This window comes from Flavobacterium sp. FlaQc-52 (assembly GCF_044007495.1).
Classification (GTDB): Bacteria; Bacteroidota; Bacteroidia; order Flavobacteriales; family Flavobacteriaceae; genus Flavobacterium; species Flavobacterium cupriresistens.
Window position 1 is genome coordinate 606,300 of sequence record NZ_JBIPCV010000001.1, and the last position, 19,982, is coordinate 626,281.

The following is a 19,982-nucleotide window of genomic DNA, read 5'->3' on the forward strand; positions in this document are numbered from 1 at the left end:
ATTTAAAAACCTTTCCTTACTGTTTTATCTCTTCAAAGACAAATCTTCCGTTCTTGTAATCTATCGGTACATCGGGAACATAACAAGGGAGATTCATATAGGTACCTACTACTCCACTTCCTAAGATTAGTTTGTTGTCTTTTTTAAGAAGTGCCAAAGGAACCCTTTTCCAACTGCCTCCAAAGGTGATGTAATGGTAATCTCCGCGCAAGATATTTTCTTTAATATCTCCTCTTACATCTCCGGAGTCTTTTCCGATTTTGTAATGCAAGATTTCGTATCGCCCATAAAATCTCTTATTATTCATTTTTAACCGCAGAATTGCAGTGTCTTTGTTGTTTACAGCGCGGTATAAAACACTTCTGTACGAGTCCTGCCCTTCTTTTGAATTGCAGGATAATAAAACGACAACAACTAATAAAGAAACAATTTTAAGGGCTTTTACCATTACTTAATTTTTTATTATAAACGATCTTTTACAAACTCAATTTGTGTTTTTCCGTGTGCCAACGGCTTTCCGTTTTCGTCCAGATTAACCATTGTGGTATTGTCAATTGTAATGATGATTTCACGCGTCATCATATTTCTTACTGCACATTTCAAAACCAAAGAAGTAGTTCCGAATTTAACTACATCAATTCCGATCTCCACAATGTCACCTTGTTTAGCTGAACTCTTAAAATTTATTTCGGACATGTGTTTCGTAACAACTCTCTGATTTTCTAATTGAATAATGCTGTACAGCGCCAGCTCTTCGTCTATCCATGCTAATAATTGTCCGCCAAACAAAGTCCCGTTAGGGTTTAGATCTTCGGGTTTAACCCACTTTCTGGTGTGAAATCTCATAAATTTTATAGTATATTAACAAAAATAGGTTTTTATTACGGGATTTTTTCGTTAATTTTAAAGAAAAAACATGATGGACAGAGATACTTTTTTAAAAGAATTCAGAGGCGAAACTTTAGGAATAGTAAGTGCTCAGTCTTCACCAGATGAGCTGTTCCAAAATCAGACCATCCGACCGGTTTTAAAACTCCAAAACGATCTTTTTGTAGCCGTTTTTATCAATTATGTGAATAAAAACAAAGCTGATTTTTATTCGTATACCGTCGAAAAAAAATTGCAAACCATCGAAAACTCCATTCAGAAAGACATCAAATTTAGAAATTCTCTAAAAGGAATGGTCATTGCTTTCTTCACAGTTGACGAATACAATACCTACATTCAGAATTCTTCCAGCTTGAATAAAAGAATGATGAATTTAGTGATTGATCGTTTGAAAAGCCAGGTGCAGCTGTTTGAGTTGCAATCGAATTAACGGAAAGGTTATTTTTGTTTCAGGTTTCAGGTTTCACGTCTCAGGTTAAAACTGTGATTGTTGTTTTTAACACGAATTTCACGAATTGGCACGAATTAATTCGCTTAAGCCTTGAATTTTGTGGCGAAGAAAAAAATAGCAACAGATTAAAGGATTACATTGATTAAATAATCTGTGCGAATCTTTTTAATCTGTGGCAAAAAAAATAATTCGTGCTAATTCGTGAAATTCGTGGCAAAGAAAAAATAGCCACAGATTAAGGGATTAAAATGATTAAACAATCTGTACGAATCTTTTTAATCAGTGGCAAAAAAGAACAATTAGTGCTAATTCGTGAAATTCGTGGCAAAGAAAAATAACCACCGATTAAGGGATTAAAATGATTAAACAATCTGTGCTAATCTTTTTAATCTGTGGCAAAAAAAATAATTCGTACCAATTCGTGAAATTTGTGGCAAAAAAAAAGCCGTCTCATTACTCGAGACAGCTCTTCTTTTTAAAATAATATCATTTACAAATAACGCTCCTGAAAAACGTTCTGGTGATGCTTCTGATGCCCTATTATTACAAAACCTAACGCACGAACTGAGATCAGGTTATTTGAAGCCGTTCCGATAGCTTTAAGCTGCTCTGCGGACAAACTTTTATAAAATAACAAATTTGAATGTCGCAATGCCGAAAATTCAGTTAGTAAATCCTGAATACTTCTTCCGTTGGAATTGGTGTTTTCCACATATTCATTTTCGTCAAAACTTTGCAATGGCGTTTTATCGTATCTTGAAAATCGCAAAGCGCGGTAAGCAAAAATACGCTCCGTGTCAATTATATGCTGAATGATGTCTTTGATTGTCCACTTCCCTTCTGCGTAACGATAATCAAATTTATCCATTGGGATATTCTGTACAAATTTGATAAAAGCATGAAGCGAAATTTCTAATTCTTCTATCAAATTCACCTCTCCGGCTTCGCGGACGTAAGCTGCAAACCCGCCTGAATATTCGTTTTCTAATAATTCGCTTGAATTCATTTTCTATACTTTTTTTGTTTTTAAATCAATTTTTCACTCCTATTGTTACGCTGAATTTCTACTTGCATTTGTATTTCCGAAAAGCGATCTCGTAACAATTTTTTCGTATACTTTGATCAACTCCTCATTCCCTCCGTTTTCTTTATTCAGTTCGTTAATACGCAACAAGGCATATTGCTGTATCGTTAGCAAAGGCAAAACAATACGTTCTCTGATCTGAATGGATGCTATACCGTCAGGGTAATTCTCCATTAGCGTTTTATGATCTGCTATTTTAAGCAAAAGGCGTTTCGTTTCTACGAATTCATCGTAAATGATTTGCCAGAATTCACCAAATTCAGGGTCTTTTCTCATATAAGCCGTCAATGGGAAAAATGATTTCGCCAAAGACATCATACTATTTTCAAGCAGGGTTCTAAAGAACAAAGAATTGTGATACAGATCGTATACTTTATCCCACTGATTCGTATCTTCAAAATGTTTGAGGGCCGCTCCTACTCCAAAAAAACCGGGTACATTTTGCTTTAACTGACTCCATGAACCCACGAACGGAATAGCACGTAAATCAGCAAAATCCAATTGCTCTGACTTGCTTCTTTTTGATGGACGGCTTCCGATATTGGTTTTAGAGTAATACTTTAAAGTACTCATCTTTTCCAAATACGGAATAAATTTAGGATGATTCTTGAAGCTTAAATATTTATCGTATCCCAGTTCGGCTAATTGAGTCAGAATCGCAGTTTCATCGGCACTTAGTTCATTTTTTTCTTTACTAAAAACCTGATTGGTAACTCCTGCGCTTAATAAGTTTTCAATATTATAACGACAAGAATCTAAAGTCCCAAAATTAGAACTGATCGTTTGTCCTTGTACTGTGATTTGAATTTCGTTATTTTCAATTTTCGGCCCTAAAGAAGCATAAAACTTATGTGTTTTTCCACCACCACGTGCCGGAGGTCCACCACGACCATCAAAGAAAATTACTTTGACATTGTATTTTCTTGAAATATCTGTTAAAGCGATTTTTGCCTGATAAATACTCCAATTTGCCATTAAATAACCACCATCTTTAGTCCCGTCAGAGAAGCCAAGCATGATTGTTTGTTTGTTTCCTCTTGCTTCTAAATGTTTTGCATATTCCGGATTAGTATACAATTGCTCCATAATTTCATGGGCATTTTGTAAATCATCCACAGATTCGAACAGCGGTATAATATCAACAGTAGGATTCTCCCAGTTATTTAAGCGAATCATGGCAAAAGTTTCCATTACATTCAAAGCACTTTCGTTGTTGCTGATAATATAACGATTAGCACCTGACTCCCCATTTGCATTTTGAATGGCTTTTATAGTTTGCACCGATTCTAAAGTAGATTTTGTGATTTCGTTCTCAAAATCATTCGGATCTAACGCTCCTTTTACCTGTGACAGCACTACTATTTTTTCGTTTTCGGACAGGTCAAAATAATTATCCGGGAATACTTTTGATCCTGAATTTAAATAATGATCTACAACATCTTTAAATACAACATTGTGAATTTTACTATTCTGGCGTATATCTAAAGTTGCAAAATGGAATCCGAACAGATTAATTTTCACCAAAAAAGCTTCCAATTCATCTAAATATAACGACTGGTGTTTTTCTATAATGATGCTTCTGATTTTATTCAGTTGTGCTAATAATTCTTCTAGTGTGATGTAGATTTCACCTTTAGAATAAAAAACAGAACGATAAAGTTTATGTTCAAGTTCCGTTACCAAAGTATCAACACCTGAGAACGTTAGCTTTCTTTTTAGTTTTCTCATTTCAACATAGTAACACTTTAAAATAGAAGTTCGCAAACGTTCTGCTACTTTTAAAGTAATCTCTGTTGTTACAAAAGGATTTCCATCACGATCCCCTCCCGGCCAGAATCCAAGTTTGATTAATTGGTTTTGAATGGCTTCACCATGAAGGAGGTTTTTTTGCAAATAATGAACGATTTCACCTGAAGTTTCGTAGAAAACATTTTCAAGATACCAAATCAAACTAACCGCTTCATCATAAGGATTTGGTTTTTCGTTTTGAATAAAAGGTGTTTTTCCAAGCTGTGCTAAAAGTTGTTTGATTTTAAGCAAATCATTCAATCGAATCGCTTCTGTTAAATCGTTTATGATCCCCAAAACAGGTCCAGGGTAAAACTGTGTCGGATGCGCTGTTAAAACCGTTCTGACGTTGAAATTTTCAAGAAATTCGATAAGTTCATCGTCTTTCTCTTTCGCGTCTGATCTTTCTTTAATATCACGAAGCGATCCGCGACCTTCCATATTGTTTACTTCGGGAAAAGCGGCGTCTTCAATAGCGTCAAAAAGTACAATTTGACGTTCTATGTATTGAATAAATCGAAACATTAAGTCGATTTTTTCACTCTCAGAGCCGTTACTTAAATACTTATTAGAAAAGAAATCAAAAATTTCCTTTGGTGTTTCCTGTTTTTTAAAACCCGTTTCACAAGTTTCTGTAAATAAAGGCAGTAAAACACCTGTATTATCAATAGAATCAAAAGGTAATGTTATAAAAACACTATTATAAATATGATATTTTGAGAGAACGTCCTGATTAAAACGTTCAATTTTAGGTAACGTGTACATAATTGTGTTGTAGTTGGTTGGTTAATTAGTCATAAAAAAACCCCAAGAATAAACTTGAGGTTATATTTTAGTATAGCATTCAAGAAAGTATTACATATTTTTAAAAATAGTATGCATCAAACGCTTCTTATCGTTTATACTTTCTTCTAATGAAATCATTGTTTCTGTTCTGTAAACTCCTTCGATATCATCGATCATAAAGATTACTTCTTTTGCATGCTTGGTATCTTTTGCTCTGATTTTGCAAAAAATATTGAATTTTCCCGTAGTAACTGAAGCTACAGTTACGAATGGAATTTGATTGATTCGCTCTAATACAAATTTAGTTTGTGACGTGTTATTAAGGAATACACCCACATAAGCAATAAATGAATACCCTAATTTATCATAATCTAAGGCTAAAGAAGATCCCATTATTATCCCCGCGTCTTCCATTTTTTTTACCCTAACATGTACTGTTCCAGCAGATATCAATAGTTTTTTTGCAATGTCAGTAAACGGAACTCTCGTATTGTCTATTAACATATCTAAAATCTGGTGATCTACTTCATCTAAACGAAATTTACTCATAATTCTTTAATTAATATTACTAATTGCTATTACAAAGTATAAAAATATGCATAAAAAATAACAAATTCACATAAAAACTAAGTTTTTATCAACCCGTTAACAAATTTAATATTTTTATTTAAATAAAAATCTGCTTTTTGATTCAAATTCGGAAAATTATTAAAGTCATCAGAATAACTCGCTCCTTCAGCATCATATTCAAAATGTCCAAAATAATTCTCTAATTCACCTACTTCAACTATATAGGCATTGAACTCAATCTTATTTCCAATCAATTCTTCTCTGTATTGTGCGACAAAATTCGTAATTATTTCAATACCATCATAATTTATTTTGACATTTTTATACATAAAATCATAAAAAACGACTTTATTTTGTGAAATATTCAAATAATCATAAAATCTGTTATGAACTAAATCGTTTTCGGAAAGTATTTTAAAACTTAAAAAAAGTGAGAAAAATAGGAACTTCCGAGTGATTTCGCGGCTGTAGTCGTTTCTATAGTGGCCTGCTTCAAATAAAATCGTCGGTACACCTAAAAATTGAAACGTATCTCCTATGCAGTTTATGTTAAATGAATCATCAAAACGACCGATTTGTCCTGGAATATACTCCTGCAAAACATCGTTTAGACCGGCAATTAAATTAATCGCCTGTAATCGGGTGGGATTTACTTCTCTTTCTTCATTATAAGAAGGAGCCAGAAAAGAAAGAGTTGCAGGTTTTCCGGTATCTCCCGCTCCAAAAATAGTACGCTGATCGTGCAGATTAAAACAATAATCCGGCTTAAATTCTTCAAATACTTTTCTAAGTACTATACTCTCCGGCTGCGTAAGATTCTGAGAATCACGGTTAAGGTCTATCTTATTGGCGTTTTCACGTGTGTAAAGTGCCGCTCCGTCAGGATTTAGAATTGGAATACAATAAAAAGTAAATGTTTCAAGCATTCTAAGCGCAATATCAGATCCGCTGTTAAGGACATTGATGAAATCAAAAAGTGCTTTTGTTGTTGTACTTTCATTTCCATGCATTTGAGACCACAGATAAATCCGCGTTTTACCCGTCCCAATTTCATAGCTATAGATCGGTTTATCCAAAACGGATTTGCCAATAACCTTAACCTGATTGTTCGTATTAAGCTTATCTAATAAAGGCTGAATATGGTCTAAAGTCAAATAACGACCTTCTATTGATTGTTCTTTGTATTGGTTAAATAATTCTTCTAAATTCATTGTCTTTATGATTAGTTTACAAAAGTAAACATCTTTATTTTTACAATTGTAAATAATCGAAAAAAGAATAAATTTAGAAATGTAAACACAATTTATCAATTTGTTTATGAATCTTGCAACTCCAATATTATCAATTACTTCTAGTGTTAATTATTACGACTAAATGTTTAAAAATCAACAACTTAAAACACTTAACATAAAGCAATAAACTATATATTTTTACCTTTCTGTTTTAATTTCCAACTGTAAAATAGGTGGTCTGATTCCTTTTAATTACATTTGTAAATAGTTAACCTCTTTAATGAAATTTACAATGGTAAACATCGATGATTTTGTAAAAAGACTGGAACTACTCCTTGATTATTATGGATTAAATGCCTCTGCATTTGCCGACAAAATAGGCGTGCAACGTTCCAGCATGTCTCACCTGCTTTCCGGAAGAAACAAACCGAGTCTTGATTTTGTATTAAAAATTTCAACCATTTTTCCAGAGGTCGATCTGTATTGGATTTTAAACGGGACAGGAAATTTCCCTAAAAAAGAAAATGAATCTCTAAACAATACAACAGAGGTTGTTTCGGAAACGGAGCAAATGCACACTCCTATTCCATCGAATGATAATCTCTTTTCAGCTGATTTGTTTTCGGGACTCCAAACTGAACCTGCTCCTAAAGAAGAAAAAAAATACAGTGCAGTCGCTAAAACTTCAAATTCTGATCTGGAAGAAGACGAAATTGAAAAAATTATATTTTTTTATAAAAACGGAACATTTAAAGTATATGTCCCGTAATTAAAAAATTATGCTGTATTTGAAAATTTTTAAAAATATTTTTCATTTAAACGATTCTCACGCAGATTGAAAAATAGCGCCAATTTAGAGTACAAATCCGTTTTCAGGAATTTTACCTACGACTCCATCGTAATGTTTTTTCAAAACCTGTAAATCGTCCTCATAATTTCCGGTCGGGAAAAAAGGTTTTCCTAAATTCACTTCTTTTCTTCCCCAGTCAAAAGCTACGGGAACAATCGGTACATTCGCTTTAAGCGCGATATAATAAAAACCTGTTTTAATTTCTGTAACTTTTTTTCGCGTCCCTTCCGGAGCAACAGCCAAACGAAAGACTTCTTTACGTTCGAAAATAGCCGCTATAGAATCTACTTTGTTTAATCCTCCGGAACGATCTAAGGGCTCTCCGCCTACATTTCTAAAATAATAGCCAAACGGAAATCGAAACAATTCTTTCTTCCCAACCCAATTCATTTCCAATCCGGAAATTCCTCTGGTGAAAATTCCTAGATAAAAATCATGATTGCTTGTATGCGGCATTACCATCAAGATGCATTTTTTTACTTCAGCATTTTCAATCCCTACTATCTTCCAGCCCATTAGCTTAAAAAAGATAAATTTATACAACTGTTTCTTCATTAAATTCTATTGTTTGGCACAAAATAAAAGATTTAAATGTTATTTTTGAGTAAAACGAGGACAAAATGATTCAAAAAATAATCAGTTATCTGATTCCAATAAAAATTTTCAGGAAAAAATCGGCAAGAAGTAAAATAATCGAAGTGACCTGGACTAATGGAGAATTGGTTTTAGATTCTGAAAACACCAATTATTCTTATGGCAGTTTACAGCGTATTTTAAGGTATGGTCTGCGAAATATTGGTTATAAAACAATTCTTGAAATGGAGCATATTCTGGTTCTGGGAGTAGCTGGCGGAAGTGTCATCAAAACTTTAATTGATGAAATTGAATACGACGGAAAAATTACCGGTGTTGAAATTGATCCGGATATGATTCAGATTGCCAATGAATACTTTAACCTGAATCAAATAAAACAGCTTGACCTTATTATTGATGATGCTTTCGAATTTGTTTTAAAAACAAAAGACAAATACGACCTTATTATTATTGATGTTTTTGAAGATATAAAAATGCCGAACTTTCTGTTTGAAAGCTTCTTTAGCAACCGAATTTGCTCGCTTTTAAAAGATCGTGGATTTGTACTTTTTAATACCATGATTCTCGACGAGGCACATAATGTAAGAAACAGGAAGTACATTTCGGAAATAAATACTAAATTGTTTACCTCAAAAATGTTACCCCGAATTGAAGTTCATAACGAATTAATAATCATCGAAAAAGTTGCCTAATTTACCTTTATGAAAACCTTAGTCTCTATTTTAAAAGCCTTGCCTCCAACAAAAGTCATTGACGCCAGTATTGATTTTTCAAAATACATTCCATTAGATCTATCTGTGACTAACAAAGAATTAGTTAAAAATAAGCCTTCAAATGTCGAAGAAATTGAAGATTTTATTTCAAATTATTTGGAAAGAAATAATGCAGAGATCGCCTTCGGCGGTTATATTGAAGGGCGAAATTTATACCAAAGAAGCAGTATTTTTAAAGACGGCTCAAACCCCGAACGCAACATTCATATTGGATTGGATTTATGGGGAAAAGTGGAAACAAAGATCATTGCTCCGCTTGACGGAAAAATTCACAGCTTTAAAAACAATATTGGTTTGGGCGATTATGGCCCTACTATTATTTTGGAGCACGAAGTCGAAAATGAAAAATTTTATACTTTATACGGACATTTATCGTTAGAAAGTATAGAAAACCTTACCGTTGGGGACATTTTCAAAAAAGGTGACTATTTAGCGACTTTTGGAAGTTCGACTGTTAATGGGGATTATGCGCCACATTTGCATTTTCAAATTATAAACAATATTGAAAATTACAATGGCGATTACCCCGGAGTTTGCAATATAAACGACTTAAATTTTTACATAGAAAATTGCCCCGACCCTAACTTATTATTAAAAATAACATAAATAGTTATGAAGAAAGCAATATTGATTATATGTTTGTCCTTATTGGTCGGATGTAAATCTAAAACAATCAAAAGAGATACTGAAGATTTGAAAATCACAAAAGTGGGAGCTTCTGAAATGAATTCTAATCAACAGAAAAAAGCGTATGATTTGGGGAAAAGAGTTTTAGAAACTTGTAACACTTCTAAATTTAAGCCTTTTAATGGAACTGAAGTTACCCAATCGGTAATGGAAAATACAACCGAAGAACGATTGACAAAAACTTGTCAGCGATTTCGTCAGTATTACGGAAGTTTTGTTGATTTGAAATTAGATGGGGTTTACAAAACCAAACACGAAGTCATTTATCGCTACCATGCCCTTTACACTAAAAAAGTAGCAAACAAAGAACTGCGCGTTTTTGTGAATGAAGAGAATTTAATTTCTGCCATAAAATCAATGGATTGGGAAGCGAATTTTGAGTCTAAATTAAACGATTAAAAAATTATAGTATGAATTTAAAATTGCCTTTTTTTGTGTTGCTTTTTATATCAGCCTTTGCAAATGCTCAGGAAACGATGATAGTAAATGGTTCTAAACCTTTTCCGGCTACACAAGAATATACCTTTATCTGCGAAAAATATGCTTTTACGGGTGAGACAAAAGTCCAGCTTGCGAAAACAGAAAAAGGAGGGATTTTAAAACTATCAATTGATACCGCTAATGAAAAATCAAGAATTTTGGGTGGTGTTTATGTAGATCTGGCTAATGGAGATGTTATTCCGTGTGTGGACAAAAACGTAAAAGAGTCAACAGCCGGTAAAACAACTTCTTACTATTATTTTACGCCCGCAGAAATGCTAAAATTAAAGAAAACAGATATCAAGTCTATCCGATTTATAATTGTTGGAGGTACCGATGTTTTTGGGAATCAGACCGGGCATTTTACAACAGTGAATAAGATGGCTTATTTTTCTACTGCTTTTGATACTTCAAAAAAATCATACGATACTGCAAAAGAAATTAGCGTTTTGTAAATATACTTTAATAGAATAAGTCTTATATTTATGCTCTAATTGTACTAAAAAAATGAATTCAAACGAAAACTTAATCGCTAAGTTCTATACTGCTTTTGGAAATGCTGACTACAAAACAATGAGCGAATGTTATCATCCAAAAATACATTTTATTGACCCAGCTTTTGGCTTATTAAAAGAAGAACAAGTTTCTGCAATGTGGGAAATGCTGCTTTCAAGAAGTAAAGGCAATATTAAAATTGAATTTTCGAACATCAAAGCAGATGAATTCTCGGGTTCAGCCAATTGGGTTGCTACGTATAATTTCAGCAAAACAAACAGAACTGTAGTCAATAAAATAGTAGCTGAATTTATTTTTCAAGATGGTTTAATCATCAAACATACCGACAATTTTGATGTTTGGAAATGGTCCAAACAAGCGTTTGGTTTCACAGGTCTTCTGCTGGGTTGGACAGGTTTTTTTCAGGACAAAATAAGAAAACAGGCTTTGTTATCGCTTAAAAAGTTTCAGGAATCCAAATAAATTAGTTAAATTGTGCATTACATAATTCACAATAGCTAAAAATTATTTTGAACTTCATTTAATATATCCGCCTTTTTTAAAGTTTTATTTCTTGTTGCTGCTTGATATCAAGTTAATTGTGTTTTTTAATCTTAATGACTAATTATGAAAGAAATTGTACACAAGAAATTAAATCAATTACAAGCAACAGCAATATGCGGAAATGACATTAGTTCCTCCTGCTTATATGTATCGGCATTAACCATTTTGTATGCAGGGCAATTTGCCTGGATTTCGTTACTGATTGTTGCAGTTGTTTTATTCCTTTTCAGAAAAATTTACGGAGAAGTGGTGGGTGCGATTCCTTTAAACGGAGGGGCTTACAACGTCTTATTAAACACGTCAACCAAACGCTTGGCTTCTCTCGCGGCGACATTGACTGTTTTATCGTACATGGCAACTGCTGTTATTTCAGCATCAGAAGGAATGCATTATCTGCATGGGATATTTGACGGTTTAAAAATCATCACCGCCACGATTGTTGTTTTGGTACTCTTTACCGGACTCGCTATTTTAGGAATTGGAGAATCGGCCTTTGTTGCCGTAATCATATTTATAACACATTTAGTCACCTTAAGTTTGCTTGTTCTGGCATCGTTGTGGTTTATTCTGAACAATGGATTAGAAACCTTTCACCTCAATTGGCAGACGCCTATAGCTTATGGAAACATAAAAACGGCGCTTTTCCTAGGTTTCTCGGCAGCTATGCTTGGAATTTCAGGCTTTGAGAGTTCTGCAAATTTTGTTGAAGAACAAAAACCGGGAGTTTTTCCAAAAACCTTGAGAAACATGTGGGCAATTGTGAGTTTCTTCAATCCTGTGATTGCACTTTTATTGATAAGTATCATTCCATTAGCCGAAGTTGGTTCAAACAAAGAATCTCTTTTAGCGTATTTGGGACAAACAACCGGAGGTTCGTGGCTTGCGTGGTTGATCTCAATAGATGCGGTTTTAGTGCTTTGTGGTGCCGTATTAACCTCTTTTGTTGGGGTTTCAGGATTACTAAATCGAATGACCTTAGATCGTATTCTTCCCAATTATTTCCTCAAGCAAAATAAAAGAGGTTCTCATTACCGAATCGTAATCAGTTTCTTGGTTCTTTGCATATCCGTTTTATTTGTAACAAACGGACATTTAGAGTCGTTGGCCGGTGTTTATACCTTCTCTTTTTTAGCTGTTATGGCTTTATTTGGAATTGGAAATTTACTGCTAAAGTTTAAGCGAAGAAAGTTACCAAGACCCGAACGCGCCAGAGGAATTGTTGTGGTTATCGCAGTTTCAAGTATTATTGCGGCCTTTATAGGTAATATGCAACTGAACATCAATTCGTTTTATACTTTCTTGAAATATATGGTGCCGTCCTTGTTGTTTATTGGAATCATGTTAAACCGTATCTTCTTGATTCGGGTTCTGATTGAAGGTTTAGAGTATTTTTACCAACCATTAAGAAAAATGGTTATCGTAAGTAACCGTTACCTGCATAAAATGAGCTTAAAGATTAACTCACAGGAATTTGTCTTTTTTACCAAAGGTGATGACGTTGCTATTCTAAATCGAGTGCTGCAATATGTGGAAGGAAACGAAACAACCAAAAAACTTAAAATTGTACACGTTACAAACGGCATGACAAGTAATGAGGAGTTACGAAAAGATTTAGAAGTTTTAGATCGTGCTTACGACGAAATTGATATCGAATACCTTGAAATTGAAGGTGTATTTGGCCCAGAAATTATAGATGAACTATCCGAAAAATGGAAAATCCCAAAGAACTTCATGTTCATAGGTTCCCCCGGAAATAAATTTTCTTACCGCGTCTCCGACTTAGGTGGAGTACGTCTAATAATGTAGTTGTTAAAAATATCAAACCCGACAGGTTTCAAAAACCTGCCGGATTTAAATATTTATATTTTTTATTATTAAGATTTAAACCATCCCGCCACTAATTCATCTTCAAAAGAAGTCGCGTCTTTATGGATAAATTCATTTGTGTTTTTATTATAAGAGTAATCTAGAGCCCATGTTTTATGGTTTTCTGCCATTTCTTTAATGCTTTTACAAACAAAAGCAATCTCTTCATCGGTAGTAGTTGGGTGAATAGACATTCTGATCCATCCCGGCTTTTTGATCAAATCACCAATGGTAATTTCATTGACTAATTTATTCGAAGTTTCCTGATCAACATGCAATAAAAAGTGTCCGTAAGTCCCGGCACAACTGCATCCTCCTCTGGTTTGAATTCCAAATCTGTCGTTCAGTAATTTTACGCCAAGGTTAAAATGAAGGTCTTCAACAAAAAAAGAAACAACTCCCAATCGGTTTTTATGTTGTCCTGCTAAGATTTTGATATTCGAAACTGCATCTAATTCATTAAAAACAAAATCAACAATTTCGTGTTCACGTTGCAAGATGTTCTCTATTCCCATTTCTTCTTTCAACTCAATAGCCAAAGCCGTTTTGATTACTTGTAGAAATCCAGGAGTACCGCCATCTTCACGATCCTCAATGTTATCAATATATTTGTGTTCGCCCCAAGGATTTGTCCAACTTACCGTTCCACCTCCCGGACAATCCGGAATCATGTTGTTGTATAGTTTTTTATTGAAAATCAAAACACCTGAAGTCCCCGGTCCTCCCAAAAATTTATGCGGAGAGAAGAAAATGGCATCTAAATAAGATTCCGAATCTTCCGGATGCATGTCAATTTCAACATAAGGTCCTGAACAGGCGAAATCCACAAAACAAACACCATTATGCTGGTGCATTAATTTTGCAACTTCGTGAAAAGGAGTTTTTAACCCCGTCACATTAGAACATGACGTAATTGAAGCGATTTTGATTGTTCTTTCCTTATATTTCTCTAATAATTGCTCCAAATTATCCAGACAAAAAAGCCCTTTCTCACAAGATGGGATAATTTCTACATCTGCGATTGTCTCTAACCAAGAAGTTTGATTCGAATGATGCTCCATATGAGAGATAAAAACGATCGGCTTTTTCTCTGCAGGTACAATGGTACAATCTTTTAAATTTTCAGGTATTTTTAAACCTAAAATACGTTGAAATTTATTGACAACACCTGTCATTCCTGTTCCATCCGTAATCAGAACATCGTCCTGATTCGCATTGGTATGACGTTTAATGATGTTTCTGGCATGATGATACGCTTTTGTCATGGCAGTACCTGACACGGTCGTTTCGGTATGCGTATTGGCAACAAAAGGACCAAATTCATTCAAAAGTTTCTCCTCTATAGGGCGATATAACCTTCCACTGGCAGTCCAATCGGTATAAATGATCTGTTTTTTGCCGTATGGAGAAGTAAATTCCTGGTCAACACCAACAATATGCTTTCTAAAATCCTGAAAATATGTTTCTAAACTGATGGTACTATTTTTGCTATTCATTAGTGTGCCTGTATTTGATTGCAAATATATTGCTTTTTTATAGAACTGAGAATTTATCAATTATAAACTTCAAACATTAGATAACCTTTTAGTATCTTTAATTAAATAGTCTTTTTTATAAAAATTTATCATAATATTCTATCGGATTAATAGGGCAATAAGAACTTAAACTATACTTTTTTATGGAAAATTTAGCAGTAGCAACTTTTGGTGGTGGATGTTTTTGGTGTATTGAAGCCGTAATTCAGCGTTTAAAGGGGGTAGAATCCCTAAAATCAGGATATTCAGATGGTTTTATTAAGAATCCACCCTACCGTGAAGTTTGCACCGGAAGAACAGGTCATGCCGAAGTAATTCAGGTAACTTTTAATCCTGACATAATTTCATACCATGACTTGATTACTGTTTTTATGACAAGTCACGACCCTACAACGTTAAACCGTCAGGGAGGTGATAGCGGAACACAATACCGTTCTATTATCCTGTACCATGATGACACTCAAAAAGAAATCGCAGAACAAGTTTTTGAAGAAGTAAAACCCGTTTTTGCGGATCCAATTGTAACACAGTTGAAACCTTTTGAAGTATTCTATGAAGCAGAAGATTACCATCAGAATTACTACAATGAAAATCAAGAAGCAGGGTATTGTCAAATGGTGATTGACCCTAAAGTACAAAAACTAAAAAAGATGTACGCTGATAAATTGATTGGCTAATACGACTTTTACCACCAGATTACACCGGTAAAACTTATTTTCCCTTTGTTGAAAATCCTAATAATCTTTTACGCGGTGACAAAAAAAGAAAGATAATACGAAATGAAAAATTTAAAAATAAACAACCGATTTACAGCAGAATTACCCGCAGATCCTAACGAGACAAATGAAGTCCGTCAGGTTGCCAATGCGCTTTTTTCCTATGTAAATCCAACAAAACCATCGAATCCACAACTGATTCATGCCTCAAAATCTGTAGCTGAATTGGTTGGAATTTCTGAAGACGAAATTCAATCAGAATCCTTCTTAAACGCATTCTCAGGAAAAGAAATTCTTCCTGAAACACGTCCTTACGCAATGGCGTATGCAGGACATCAATTTGGGAATTGGGCCGGGCAATTGGGTGATGGTCGTGCTATAAACTTAACAGAAGTTGAACATGATAATTCTTTTTTTACGCTTCAGCTAAAAGGAGCAGGAATAACACCTTACTCCCGAACTGCTGATGGTCTGGCGGTTTTGCGCTCCTCCATCAGAGAATATCTGTGTGCAGAAGCCATGTATTATCTAGGTGTTCCTACTACCCGATCGCTTTCTTTAATGTTATCGGGTGATGAAGTTTTGCGCGATATTTTATACAATGGAAATCCTGCTTTTGAAAAAGGAGCTATTGTTTGTCGCGTTGCTCCGTCTTTCATTCGTTTTGGAAGTTTTGAATTGCTTACTTCTCGCAATGAATTGAAAAACCTGAAACAATTTGTAGAATATACGATCAAATATTACTTCCCCGAAATTAAAGGAGATCCCAAAGAACAATATGTGCAGTTTTTCCAAAAAGTAGCCGACACCACACGTGAAATGATTTTACATTGGCAAAGAGTTGGTTTTGTACATGGTGTGATGAATACCGATAATATGTCCATCCACGGAATCACCATTGACTACGGTCCGTATGGCTGGCTGGAAAATTATGACCCTAATTGGACACCAAATACAACAGACAGTCAATACAGAAGATACCGTTTTGGCAATCAACCGCAAATCGCTCAATGGAATTTGTACCAATTGGCCAATGCGCTTTATCCGTTAATCAATGAAGCCAAACCTCTAGAAGACATTTTAGAGTCTTTTATAAATGAGTTTGATTCCGATTACAAAACAATGTTTTTAAGCAAACTAGGTTTGTTTACTTCAACCGAAACTGATAGTGAATTAATTGCTAATTTAGAAGCAACTTTACAGTTATCTGAAACGGATATGACGATCTTTTTTAGAAATTTAAGCCTCATAAAAAAAGAGGATTCAATTGAAAATGCAATTGCAAAAATTAAAGATGCCTTCTATATTCCGGAAGAAATTACCAATACTATCTTAGAAAATTGGACGGCTTGGTTTTCGTTATATCTAAAAAGATTAGCGACAGAAGTCATTTCAGATGAAGATCGCGCCACAAAAATGAGTCGCATTAATCCGAAATATGTATTGCGAAATTATATGGCACAACTAAGCATTGATGCAGCAGACAAAGGTGATTTTTCATTGGTCGACGAGTTGTATACCCTACTTCAAAAACCATATGACGAACAACCGGAAATGGAGAAATGGTTTGCCAAAAGACCAGATTGGGCTCGTTCTAAAGTAGGTTGCTCCATGCTTTCTTGTAGTTCTTAATTTTTTTTCGCCACGAATTTCACCAATTAAACTAATTTCTATTTTTATTCAACCCTGATTAGTGAAAATTAGTGTAATTCGTGTCAAACCTTTTTCTGCCACAGATTAAAAAGATTCCAATGATTAATCCATTAAATCCTTTTAATCTGTGGCATTTTTTTAGCACAAATAATCAGTTTAAACCTCTTTATAACCTTGAAGTTTTTTTGCCACGAATTTCACGAATTAAACTAATTTCTTTTTTTATTCAACCCTGATTAGTGAAAATTAGTGTAATCCGTGTCAAACCTTTTTCTGCCACAGATTAAAAGATTCCAATGATTAATCCATTAAATCCTTTTAATCTGTGGCTATTTTTTTTCATCAAGAATCTCACAGCTTAAACTAATTAATTCGTGCCAATTCGTGAAATTCGTGTTTAACTCCTTTTTTACTTCGAAGTAATAGAATCAATTATAAGATTGGCATGAACTCTGGAATTCTCAATAAACCATTTATGTGTATGCATTCCTCCACAAACCACTCCGGCCAGAAATAATCCTTTTACATTTGTTTCCATTGTTTCCGGATTGTAAGTTGGTGTCTTTAACGCATCATCAGACAGTTGAATGCCTGCATTTTGCAAAAAAGCCAAATCCGGTTTGTAACCTGTCAATGCTAATACAAAATCATTTTCGATAATTACTTTTCCGTTTGGAGTTTCAATTTCAACCGTGTTCTCTTTAATCTCCGTAATATTCGATTCAAAATAAGCTTTAATGCTTCCTTCACTAATGCGGTTTTCAATATCAGGTTTTGCCCAATATTTTACTCGATTATTGATCTCGTTTTTGCGAATTACCATTGTAACATTGGCTCCTTTACGCCAACATTCCAAAGCCGCATCAACAGAAGAGTTATTCGCACCGACTACTAGAATATTTCTAAAAGCATATTCATGTGCTTCTTTATAATAATGACGAACTTTGGGTAACTCTTCCCCTTTTACCTCCATTTTAATCGGAATGTCATAAAATCCGGTTGCAATAATGACGTTTTTTGATTGGTATACTTTTTTATCCGTGTTAATTTTAAATGATTCGACACCCTCTTTTACTATTTCGGTGACTCTTTCAAATAAATGAATTGAAAAATTAAAATAGCGGTGAATATTTCGATAGTATTCCAAAGCCTCCTGACGACCCGGTTTTGGTGGCAGACAGTTAAATGGAATGCCTCCTATTTCCAACCTTTCTGCTGTCGAAAAAAAAGTCATGTACAAAGGATAGTTAAAAATACTATTTACAATTGCTCCTTTTTCAATGATTAAATAACTCAAATTCTTCTTCTGGGCTTCTATAGCACAGGCCAGACCAATCGGACCGCCTCCCACAATGATCAAATCGTATTGTTCTGCCATAAAGCAATTACTTTTCCCAAGTTTTAAAAGGGTTTTTACTCAGATAAGCGTTATAATATCTTGGATCATTAGTCACTTCCTCACCCAGCCATTCCGGTTTTTCAAAAGAGTCCGTCTCTGACTGTAATTCAATTTCAGCCATTACCAATCCTTCATTATCACCATAAAATTCATCCACTTCAAAAACATGATTTCCTGCTTTTATTTCAAAGCGGGTTTTCTCAATTTTACCTTTTTCACAAAGTTTGAGCAACTCCTCTGCTTCATCAATCGGAATTTCATTCTCCCACTCAAAACGGGACATTCCGCCTTGATGACCAATCCCTTTAATAGTAATAAATCCCCTTTGACCTTTAATCCTAACACGAACTGTTCTTTCCGGGATTGAACTTAAATATCCCTGAGCAATTTTATTTTGAGTAAAAGCCTGTTCTTTAAAATCATCCGATTTTACAAGAAACTTTCTTTCGATTTCAATCATTTTAATATTTCAATTAAATTTCAATGCAAGTTACTTAATTTAATTCAGTAGTAAAATTGACAAATCACAAACTCCTTACTTTATATCGTTTTTATCCTAACTCCCTCGCAATCAAAAACAAAACATTAAAATAACTGATTGTTAATGCTTTACGTATTATTTTTTTGGTTAAATTTGATAGAATCTTAACTTCATACTTATGTCTAAAAAAGCACTTTATCTATTAGGCATTGCAATAACCATTATTTTGGGTACTTTTTTGTACTTGAAATTTTGTTGCAATTGTACGAAACCCAAAACAATTGATCCTATCGAAAAACCAATTGTAACGACTCCGGAGGCCTCTCTTGTCCCCTTTGTTCTAAATGGCTCGGGAATTGATTATCACACGACTGATAATATCAAATTCCTTAAAAACAATGCTGCAGTACTGGTCCCCATTGGCGATTCTGTAAATATTGGAATTGAAAAACTAAAAGCGTTTTTAACTTCAAATCCAAAGCAAAAAATAACCATTACCGGTTATGCCACAAGTGACGAAACCAATACCACTAAATTTGAAAATCTTGGAGTAGCCAGGGCAAATGATGTCAAAAATTATTTTGTAACGAAAGGCTTAACAGGATCTCAATTGGATACCAAAGGTGAAATTGTGGACAAATGGCAAACCAATTCAGATACGCTTTTTGGTCCGGTATCCTATAAATTTGAAGTTGCAGACACCACTGCGGTCGCTACGGACGAGTGGAGCCTTTTGAAAGAAAAAATCAATACGGATCCTTTAACGCTGCATTTTAGTACCAGTAAATCCCGTAATATACTAGGTGCAGATGAAAAGCAAAAAGTAGCGGATATTGCCAAATATACAGCACATGATAAAGCCGCTGTGGTTTTAATTGTTGGTCATTCGGACAATGTGGGAAATCGTGATTCGAATGTTGCTTTGGGGCAAAAAAGAGCTGAGTTCACTAAAAACTATCTGTCCAAAAATGGTATTGGTGCGCAAATCGAAACGGAATCAAAAGGACCTGATGAACCAATTGGCGATAACGGTACCCGAGAAGGTAAGGCATCTAATAGAAGAACTGTAATTACAATAAAATAATTAATC

Annotated in this window: 21 protein-coding genes; 11 read left to right on the plus strand and 10 right to left on the minus strand. The window is 34.3% G+C overall.

The features are described 5' to 3' along the window. Positions 1 to 16: 16 nt before the first annotated feature. Complete coding sequence (locus ACHRV5_RS02625) at positions 17 to 448, minus strand: hypothetical protein (protein WP_047777462.1); 432 nt, start codon at positions 446 to 448, stop codon at positions 17 to 19. A 14-nt stretch (positions 449 to 462) separates the two neighbouring features. Then, the gene (locus ACHRV5_RS02630; RefSeq protein WP_047777460.1) at positions 463 to 846 is read right to left on the minus strand and encodes an acyl-CoA thioesterase; all 384 of its coding nucleotides are present in this window, start codon (positions 844 to 846) and stop codon (positions 463 to 465) included. Between the two features lie 70 nt (positions 847 to 916). On the opposite strand from ACHRV5_RS02630, the gene ACHRV5_RS02635 reads away from it, so the two are divergent. Beyond that, positions 917 to 1,318: a glyoxalase gene (locus tag ACHRV5_RS02635; RefSeq protein WP_395425642.1), complete on the plus strand. Its 402-nt coding sequence runs from the start codon at positions 917 to 919 to the stop codon at positions 1,316 to 1,318. Between the two features lie 511 nt (positions 1,319 to 1,829). Here the strand turns inward: ACHRV5_RS02635 and ACHRV5_RS02640 are convergent. From ACHRV5_RS02640 to ACHRV5_RS02655, 4 genes are all read right to left on the minus strand, one after another. Continuing rightward, positions 1,830 to 2,345 (minus strand): DinB family protein, encoded by a 516-nt coding sequence (locus tag ACHRV5_RS02640; protein ID WP_047777456.1) that lies wholly within the window; start codon positions 2,343 to 2,345, stop codon positions 1,830 to 1,832. A gap of 45 nt (positions 2,346 to 2,390) precedes the next feature. Continuing rightward, on the minus strand, positions 2,391 to 4,976 hold the full coding sequence (locus ACHRV5_RS02645) for a phosphoenolpyruvate carboxylase (protein ID WP_395425643.1): 2,586 nt from the start codon (positions 4,974 to 4,976) through the stop codon (positions 2,391 to 2,393). Positions 4,977 to 5,066: 90 nt separating this feature from the next. Next, positions 5,067 to 5,546, minus strand: a complete 480-nt coding sequence (locus tag ACHRV5_RS02650) for an Lrp/AsnC family transcriptional regulator (RefSeq protein WP_007805990.1) — start codon at positions 5,544 to 5,546, stop codon at positions 5,067 to 5,069. Positions 5,547 to 5,623: 77 nt separating this feature from the next. Continuing rightward, complete coding sequence (locus ACHRV5_RS02655) at positions 5,624 to 6,778, minus strand: M14 metallopeptidase family protein (protein WP_395425644.1); 1,155 nt, start codon at positions 6,776 to 6,778, stop codon at positions 5,624 to 5,626. A gap of 313 nt (positions 6,779 to 7,091) precedes the next feature. On the opposite strand from ACHRV5_RS02655, the gene ACHRV5_RS02660 reads away from it, so the two are divergent. Then, positions 7,092 to 7,568 carry a helix-turn-helix transcriptional regulator gene (locus ACHRV5_RS02660; RefSeq protein ID WP_395425836.1) on the plus strand — a complete coding sequence of 159 codons (477 nt, stop codon included), beginning with the start codon at positions 7,092 to 7,094 and terminating at the stop codon, positions 7,566 to 7,568. A gap of 84 nt (positions 7,569 to 7,652) precedes the next feature. Here ACHRV5_RS02660 and ACHRV5_RS02665 read toward each other — a convergent pair whose 3' ends face one another. Then, complete coding sequence (locus ACHRV5_RS02665) at positions 7,653 to 8,204, minus strand: 1-acyl-sn-glycerol-3-phosphate acyltransferase (RefSeq protein ID WP_395425645.1); 552 nt, start codon at positions 8,202 to 8,204, stop codon at positions 7,653 to 7,655. Positions 8,205 to 8,269: 65 nt separating this feature from the next. Here ACHRV5_RS02665 and ACHRV5_RS02670 point away from each other — a divergent pair, with 65 nt between their 5' ends. The 6 genes from ACHRV5_RS02670 to ACHRV5_RS02695 all read left to right on the plus strand — a co-directional run bounded on the left by ACHRV5_RS02670 (position 8,270) and on the right by ACHRV5_RS02695 (position 13,048). Beyond that, positions 8,270 to 8,935 carry a spermidine synthase gene (locus tag ACHRV5_RS02670; protein ID WP_395425646.1) on the plus strand — a complete coding sequence of 222 codons (666 nt, stop codon included), beginning with the start codon at positions 8,270 to 8,272 and terminating at the stop codon, positions 8,933 to 8,935. Positions 8,936 to 8,944: 9 nt separating this feature from the next. Next, positions 8,945 to 9,622 carry a peptidoglycan DD-metalloendopeptidase family protein gene (locus tag ACHRV5_RS02675; RefSeq protein ID WP_395425647.1) on the plus strand — a complete coding sequence of 226 codons (678 nt, stop codon included), beginning with the start codon at positions 8,945 to 8,947 and terminating at the stop codon, positions 9,620 to 9,622. 6 nt (positions 9,623 to 9,628) lie between these two features. Then, positions 9,629 to 10,102, plus strand: a complete 474-nt coding sequence (locus ACHRV5_RS02680) for a hypothetical protein (RefSeq protein WP_230002073.1) — start codon at positions 9,629 to 9,631, stop codon at positions 10,100 to 10,102. An 11-nt stretch (positions 10,103 to 10,113) separates the two neighbouring features. Next, entirely contained in the window at positions 10,114 to 10,638 is a 525-nt protein-coding gene (locus ACHRV5_RS02685) for a hypothetical protein (protein ID WP_395425648.1), read from the plus strand. A gap of 52 nt (positions 10,639 to 10,690) precedes the next feature. Continuing rightward, entirely contained in the window at positions 10,691 to 11,161 is a 471-nt protein-coding gene (locus ACHRV5_RS02690) for a nuclear transport factor 2 family protein (RefSeq protein ID WP_395425649.1), read from the plus strand. A gap of 144 nt (positions 11,162 to 11,305) precedes the next feature. Continuing rightward, positions 11,306 to 13,048, plus strand: a complete 1,743-nt coding sequence (locus ACHRV5_RS02695) for an APC family permease (protein WP_395425650.1) — start codon at positions 11,306 to 11,308, stop codon at positions 13,046 to 13,048. Positions 13,049 to 13,116: 68 nt separating this feature from the next. On the opposite strand, the gene ACHRV5_RS02700 is transcribed toward ACHRV5_RS02695, so the two are convergent. After that, entirely contained in the window at positions 13,117 to 14,604 is a 1,488-nt protein-coding gene (locus ACHRV5_RS02700; RefSeq protein ID WP_395425651.1) for an aminotransferase class V-fold PLP-dependent enzyme, read from the minus strand. Between the two features lie 182 nt (positions 14,605 to 14,786). On the opposite strand from ACHRV5_RS02700, the gene msrA reads away from it, so the two are divergent. Together msrA and ACHRV5_RS02710 are read left to right on the plus strand one after the other, a co-directional pair. Beyond that, entirely contained in the window at positions 14,787 to 15,320 is a 534-nt protein-coding gene (gene msrA / locus ACHRV5_RS02705) for a peptide-methionine (S)-S-oxide reductase MsrA (RefSeq protein WP_395425652.1), read from the plus strand. Between the two features lie 102 nt (positions 15,321 to 15,422). Next, complete coding sequence (locus ACHRV5_RS02710) at positions 15,423 to 16,991, plus strand: YdiU family protein (RefSeq protein WP_395425653.1); 1,569 nt, start codon at positions 15,423 to 15,425, stop codon at positions 16,989 to 16,991. A 430-nt stretch (positions 16,992 to 17,421) separates the two neighbouring features. On the opposite strand, the gene ACHRV5_RS02715 is transcribed toward ACHRV5_RS02710, so the two are convergent. Continuing rightward, the gene (locus tag ACHRV5_RS02715) at positions 17,422 to 18,390 is read right to left on the minus strand and encodes a YpdA family putative bacillithiol disulfide reductase (RefSeq protein WP_395425654.1); all 969 of its coding nucleotides are present in this window, start codon (positions 18,388 to 18,390) and stop codon (positions 17,422 to 17,424) included. Positions 18,391 to 18,397: 7 nt separating this feature from the next. After that, a complete protein-coding gene (locus tag ACHRV5_RS02720) occupies positions 18,398 to 18,871 on the minus strand; it encodes a CYTH domain-containing protein (RefSeq protein WP_395425655.1) in 474 nt (157 codons plus the stop codon). A gap of 199 nt (positions 18,872 to 19,070) precedes the next feature. Here ACHRV5_RS02720 and ACHRV5_RS02725 point away from each other — a divergent pair, with 199 nt between their 5' ends. Beyond that, complete coding sequence (locus ACHRV5_RS02725) at positions 19,071 to 19,976, plus strand: OmpA family protein (protein ID WP_395425656.1); 906 nt, start codon at positions 19,071 to 19,073, stop codon at positions 19,974 to 19,976. Positions 19,977 to 19,982: the final 6 nt, after the last annotated feature.

Excerpts from the sequence above, each read along its gene's own strand:
- ACHRV5_RS02625 (WP_047777462.1), bottom strand. The coding sequence starts at position 448 with ATGGTAAAAGCCCTTAAAATTGTTTCTTTATTAGTTGTTGTCGTTTTA.
- ACHRV5_RS02630 (WP_047777460.1), bottom strand. The coding sequence starts at position 846 with ATGAGATTTCACACCAGAAAGTGGGTTAAACCCGAAGATCTAAACCCT.
- ACHRV5_RS02635 (WP_395425642.1), top strand. The coding sequence starts at position 917 with ATGATGGACAGAGATACTTTTTTAAAAGAATTCAGAGGCGAAACTTTA.
- ACHRV5_RS02640 (WP_047777456.1), bottom strand. The coding sequence starts at position 2,345 with ATGAATTCAAGCGAATTATTAGAAAACGAATATTCAGGCGGGTTTGCA.
- ACHRV5_RS02645 (WP_395425643.1), bottom strand. The coding sequence starts at position 4,976 with ATGTACACGTTACCTAAAATTGAACGTTTTAATCAGGACGTTCTCTCA.
- ACHRV5_RS02650 (WP_007805990.1), bottom strand. The coding sequence starts at position 5,546 with ATGAGTAAATTTCGTTTAGATGAAGTAGATCACCAGATTTTAGATATG.
- ACHRV5_RS02655 (WP_395425644.1), bottom strand. The coding sequence starts at position 6,778 with ATGAATTTAGAAGAATTATTTAACCAATACAAAGAACAATCAATAGAA.
- ACHRV5_RS02660 (WP_395425836.1), top strand. The coding sequence starts at position 7,092 with ATGGTAAACATCGATGATTTTGTAAAAAGACTGGAACTACTCCTTGAT.
- ACHRV5_RS02665 (WP_395425645.1), bottom strand. The coding sequence starts at position 8,204 with ATGAAGAAACAGTTGTATAAATTTATCTTTTTTAAGCTAATGGGCTGG.
- ACHRV5_RS02670 (WP_395425646.1), top strand. The coding sequence starts at position 8,270 with ATGATTCAAAAAATAATCAGTTATCTGATTCCAATAAAAATTTTCAGG.
- ACHRV5_RS02675 (WP_395425647.1), top strand. The coding sequence starts at position 8,945 with ATGAAAACCTTAGTCTCTATTTTAAAAGCCTTGCCTCCAACAAAAGTC.
- ACHRV5_RS02680 (WP_230002073.1), top strand. The coding sequence starts at position 9,629 with ATGAAGAAAGCAATATTGATTATATGTTTGTCCTTATTGGTCGGATGT.
- ACHRV5_RS02685 (WP_395425648.1), top strand. The coding sequence starts at position 10,114 with ATGAATTTAAAATTGCCTTTTTTTGTGTTGCTTTTTATATCAGCCTTT.
- ACHRV5_RS02690 (WP_395425649.1), top strand. The coding sequence starts at position 10,691 with ATGAATTCAAACGAAAACTTAATCGCTAAGTTCTATACTGCTTTTGGA.
- ACHRV5_RS02695 (WP_395425650.1), top strand. The coding sequence starts at position 11,306 with ATGAAAGAAATTGTACACAAGAAATTAAATCAATTACAAGCAACAGCA.
- ACHRV5_RS02700 (WP_395425651.1), bottom strand. The coding sequence starts at position 14,604 with ATGAATAGCAAAAATAGTACCATCAGTTTAGAAACATATTTTCAGGAT.
- msrA (WP_395425652.1), top strand. The coding sequence starts at position 14,787 with ATGGAAAATTTAGCAGTAGCAACTTTTGGTGGTGGATGTTTTTGGTGT.
- ACHRV5_RS02710 (WP_395425653.1), top strand. The coding sequence starts at position 15,423 with ATGAAAAATTTAAAAATAAACAACCGATTTACAGCAGAATTACCCGCA.
- ACHRV5_RS02715 (WP_395425654.1), bottom strand. The coding sequence starts at position 18,390 with ATGGCAGAACAATACGATTTGATCATTGTGGGAGGCGGTCCGATTGGT.
- ACHRV5_RS02720 (WP_395425655.1), bottom strand. The coding sequence starts at position 18,871 with ATGATTGAAATCGAAAGAAAGTTTCTTGTAAAATCGGATGATTTTAAA.
- ACHRV5_RS02725 (WP_395425656.1), top strand. The coding sequence starts at position 19,071 with ATGTCTAAAAAAGCACTTTATCTATTAGGCATTGCAATAACCATTATT.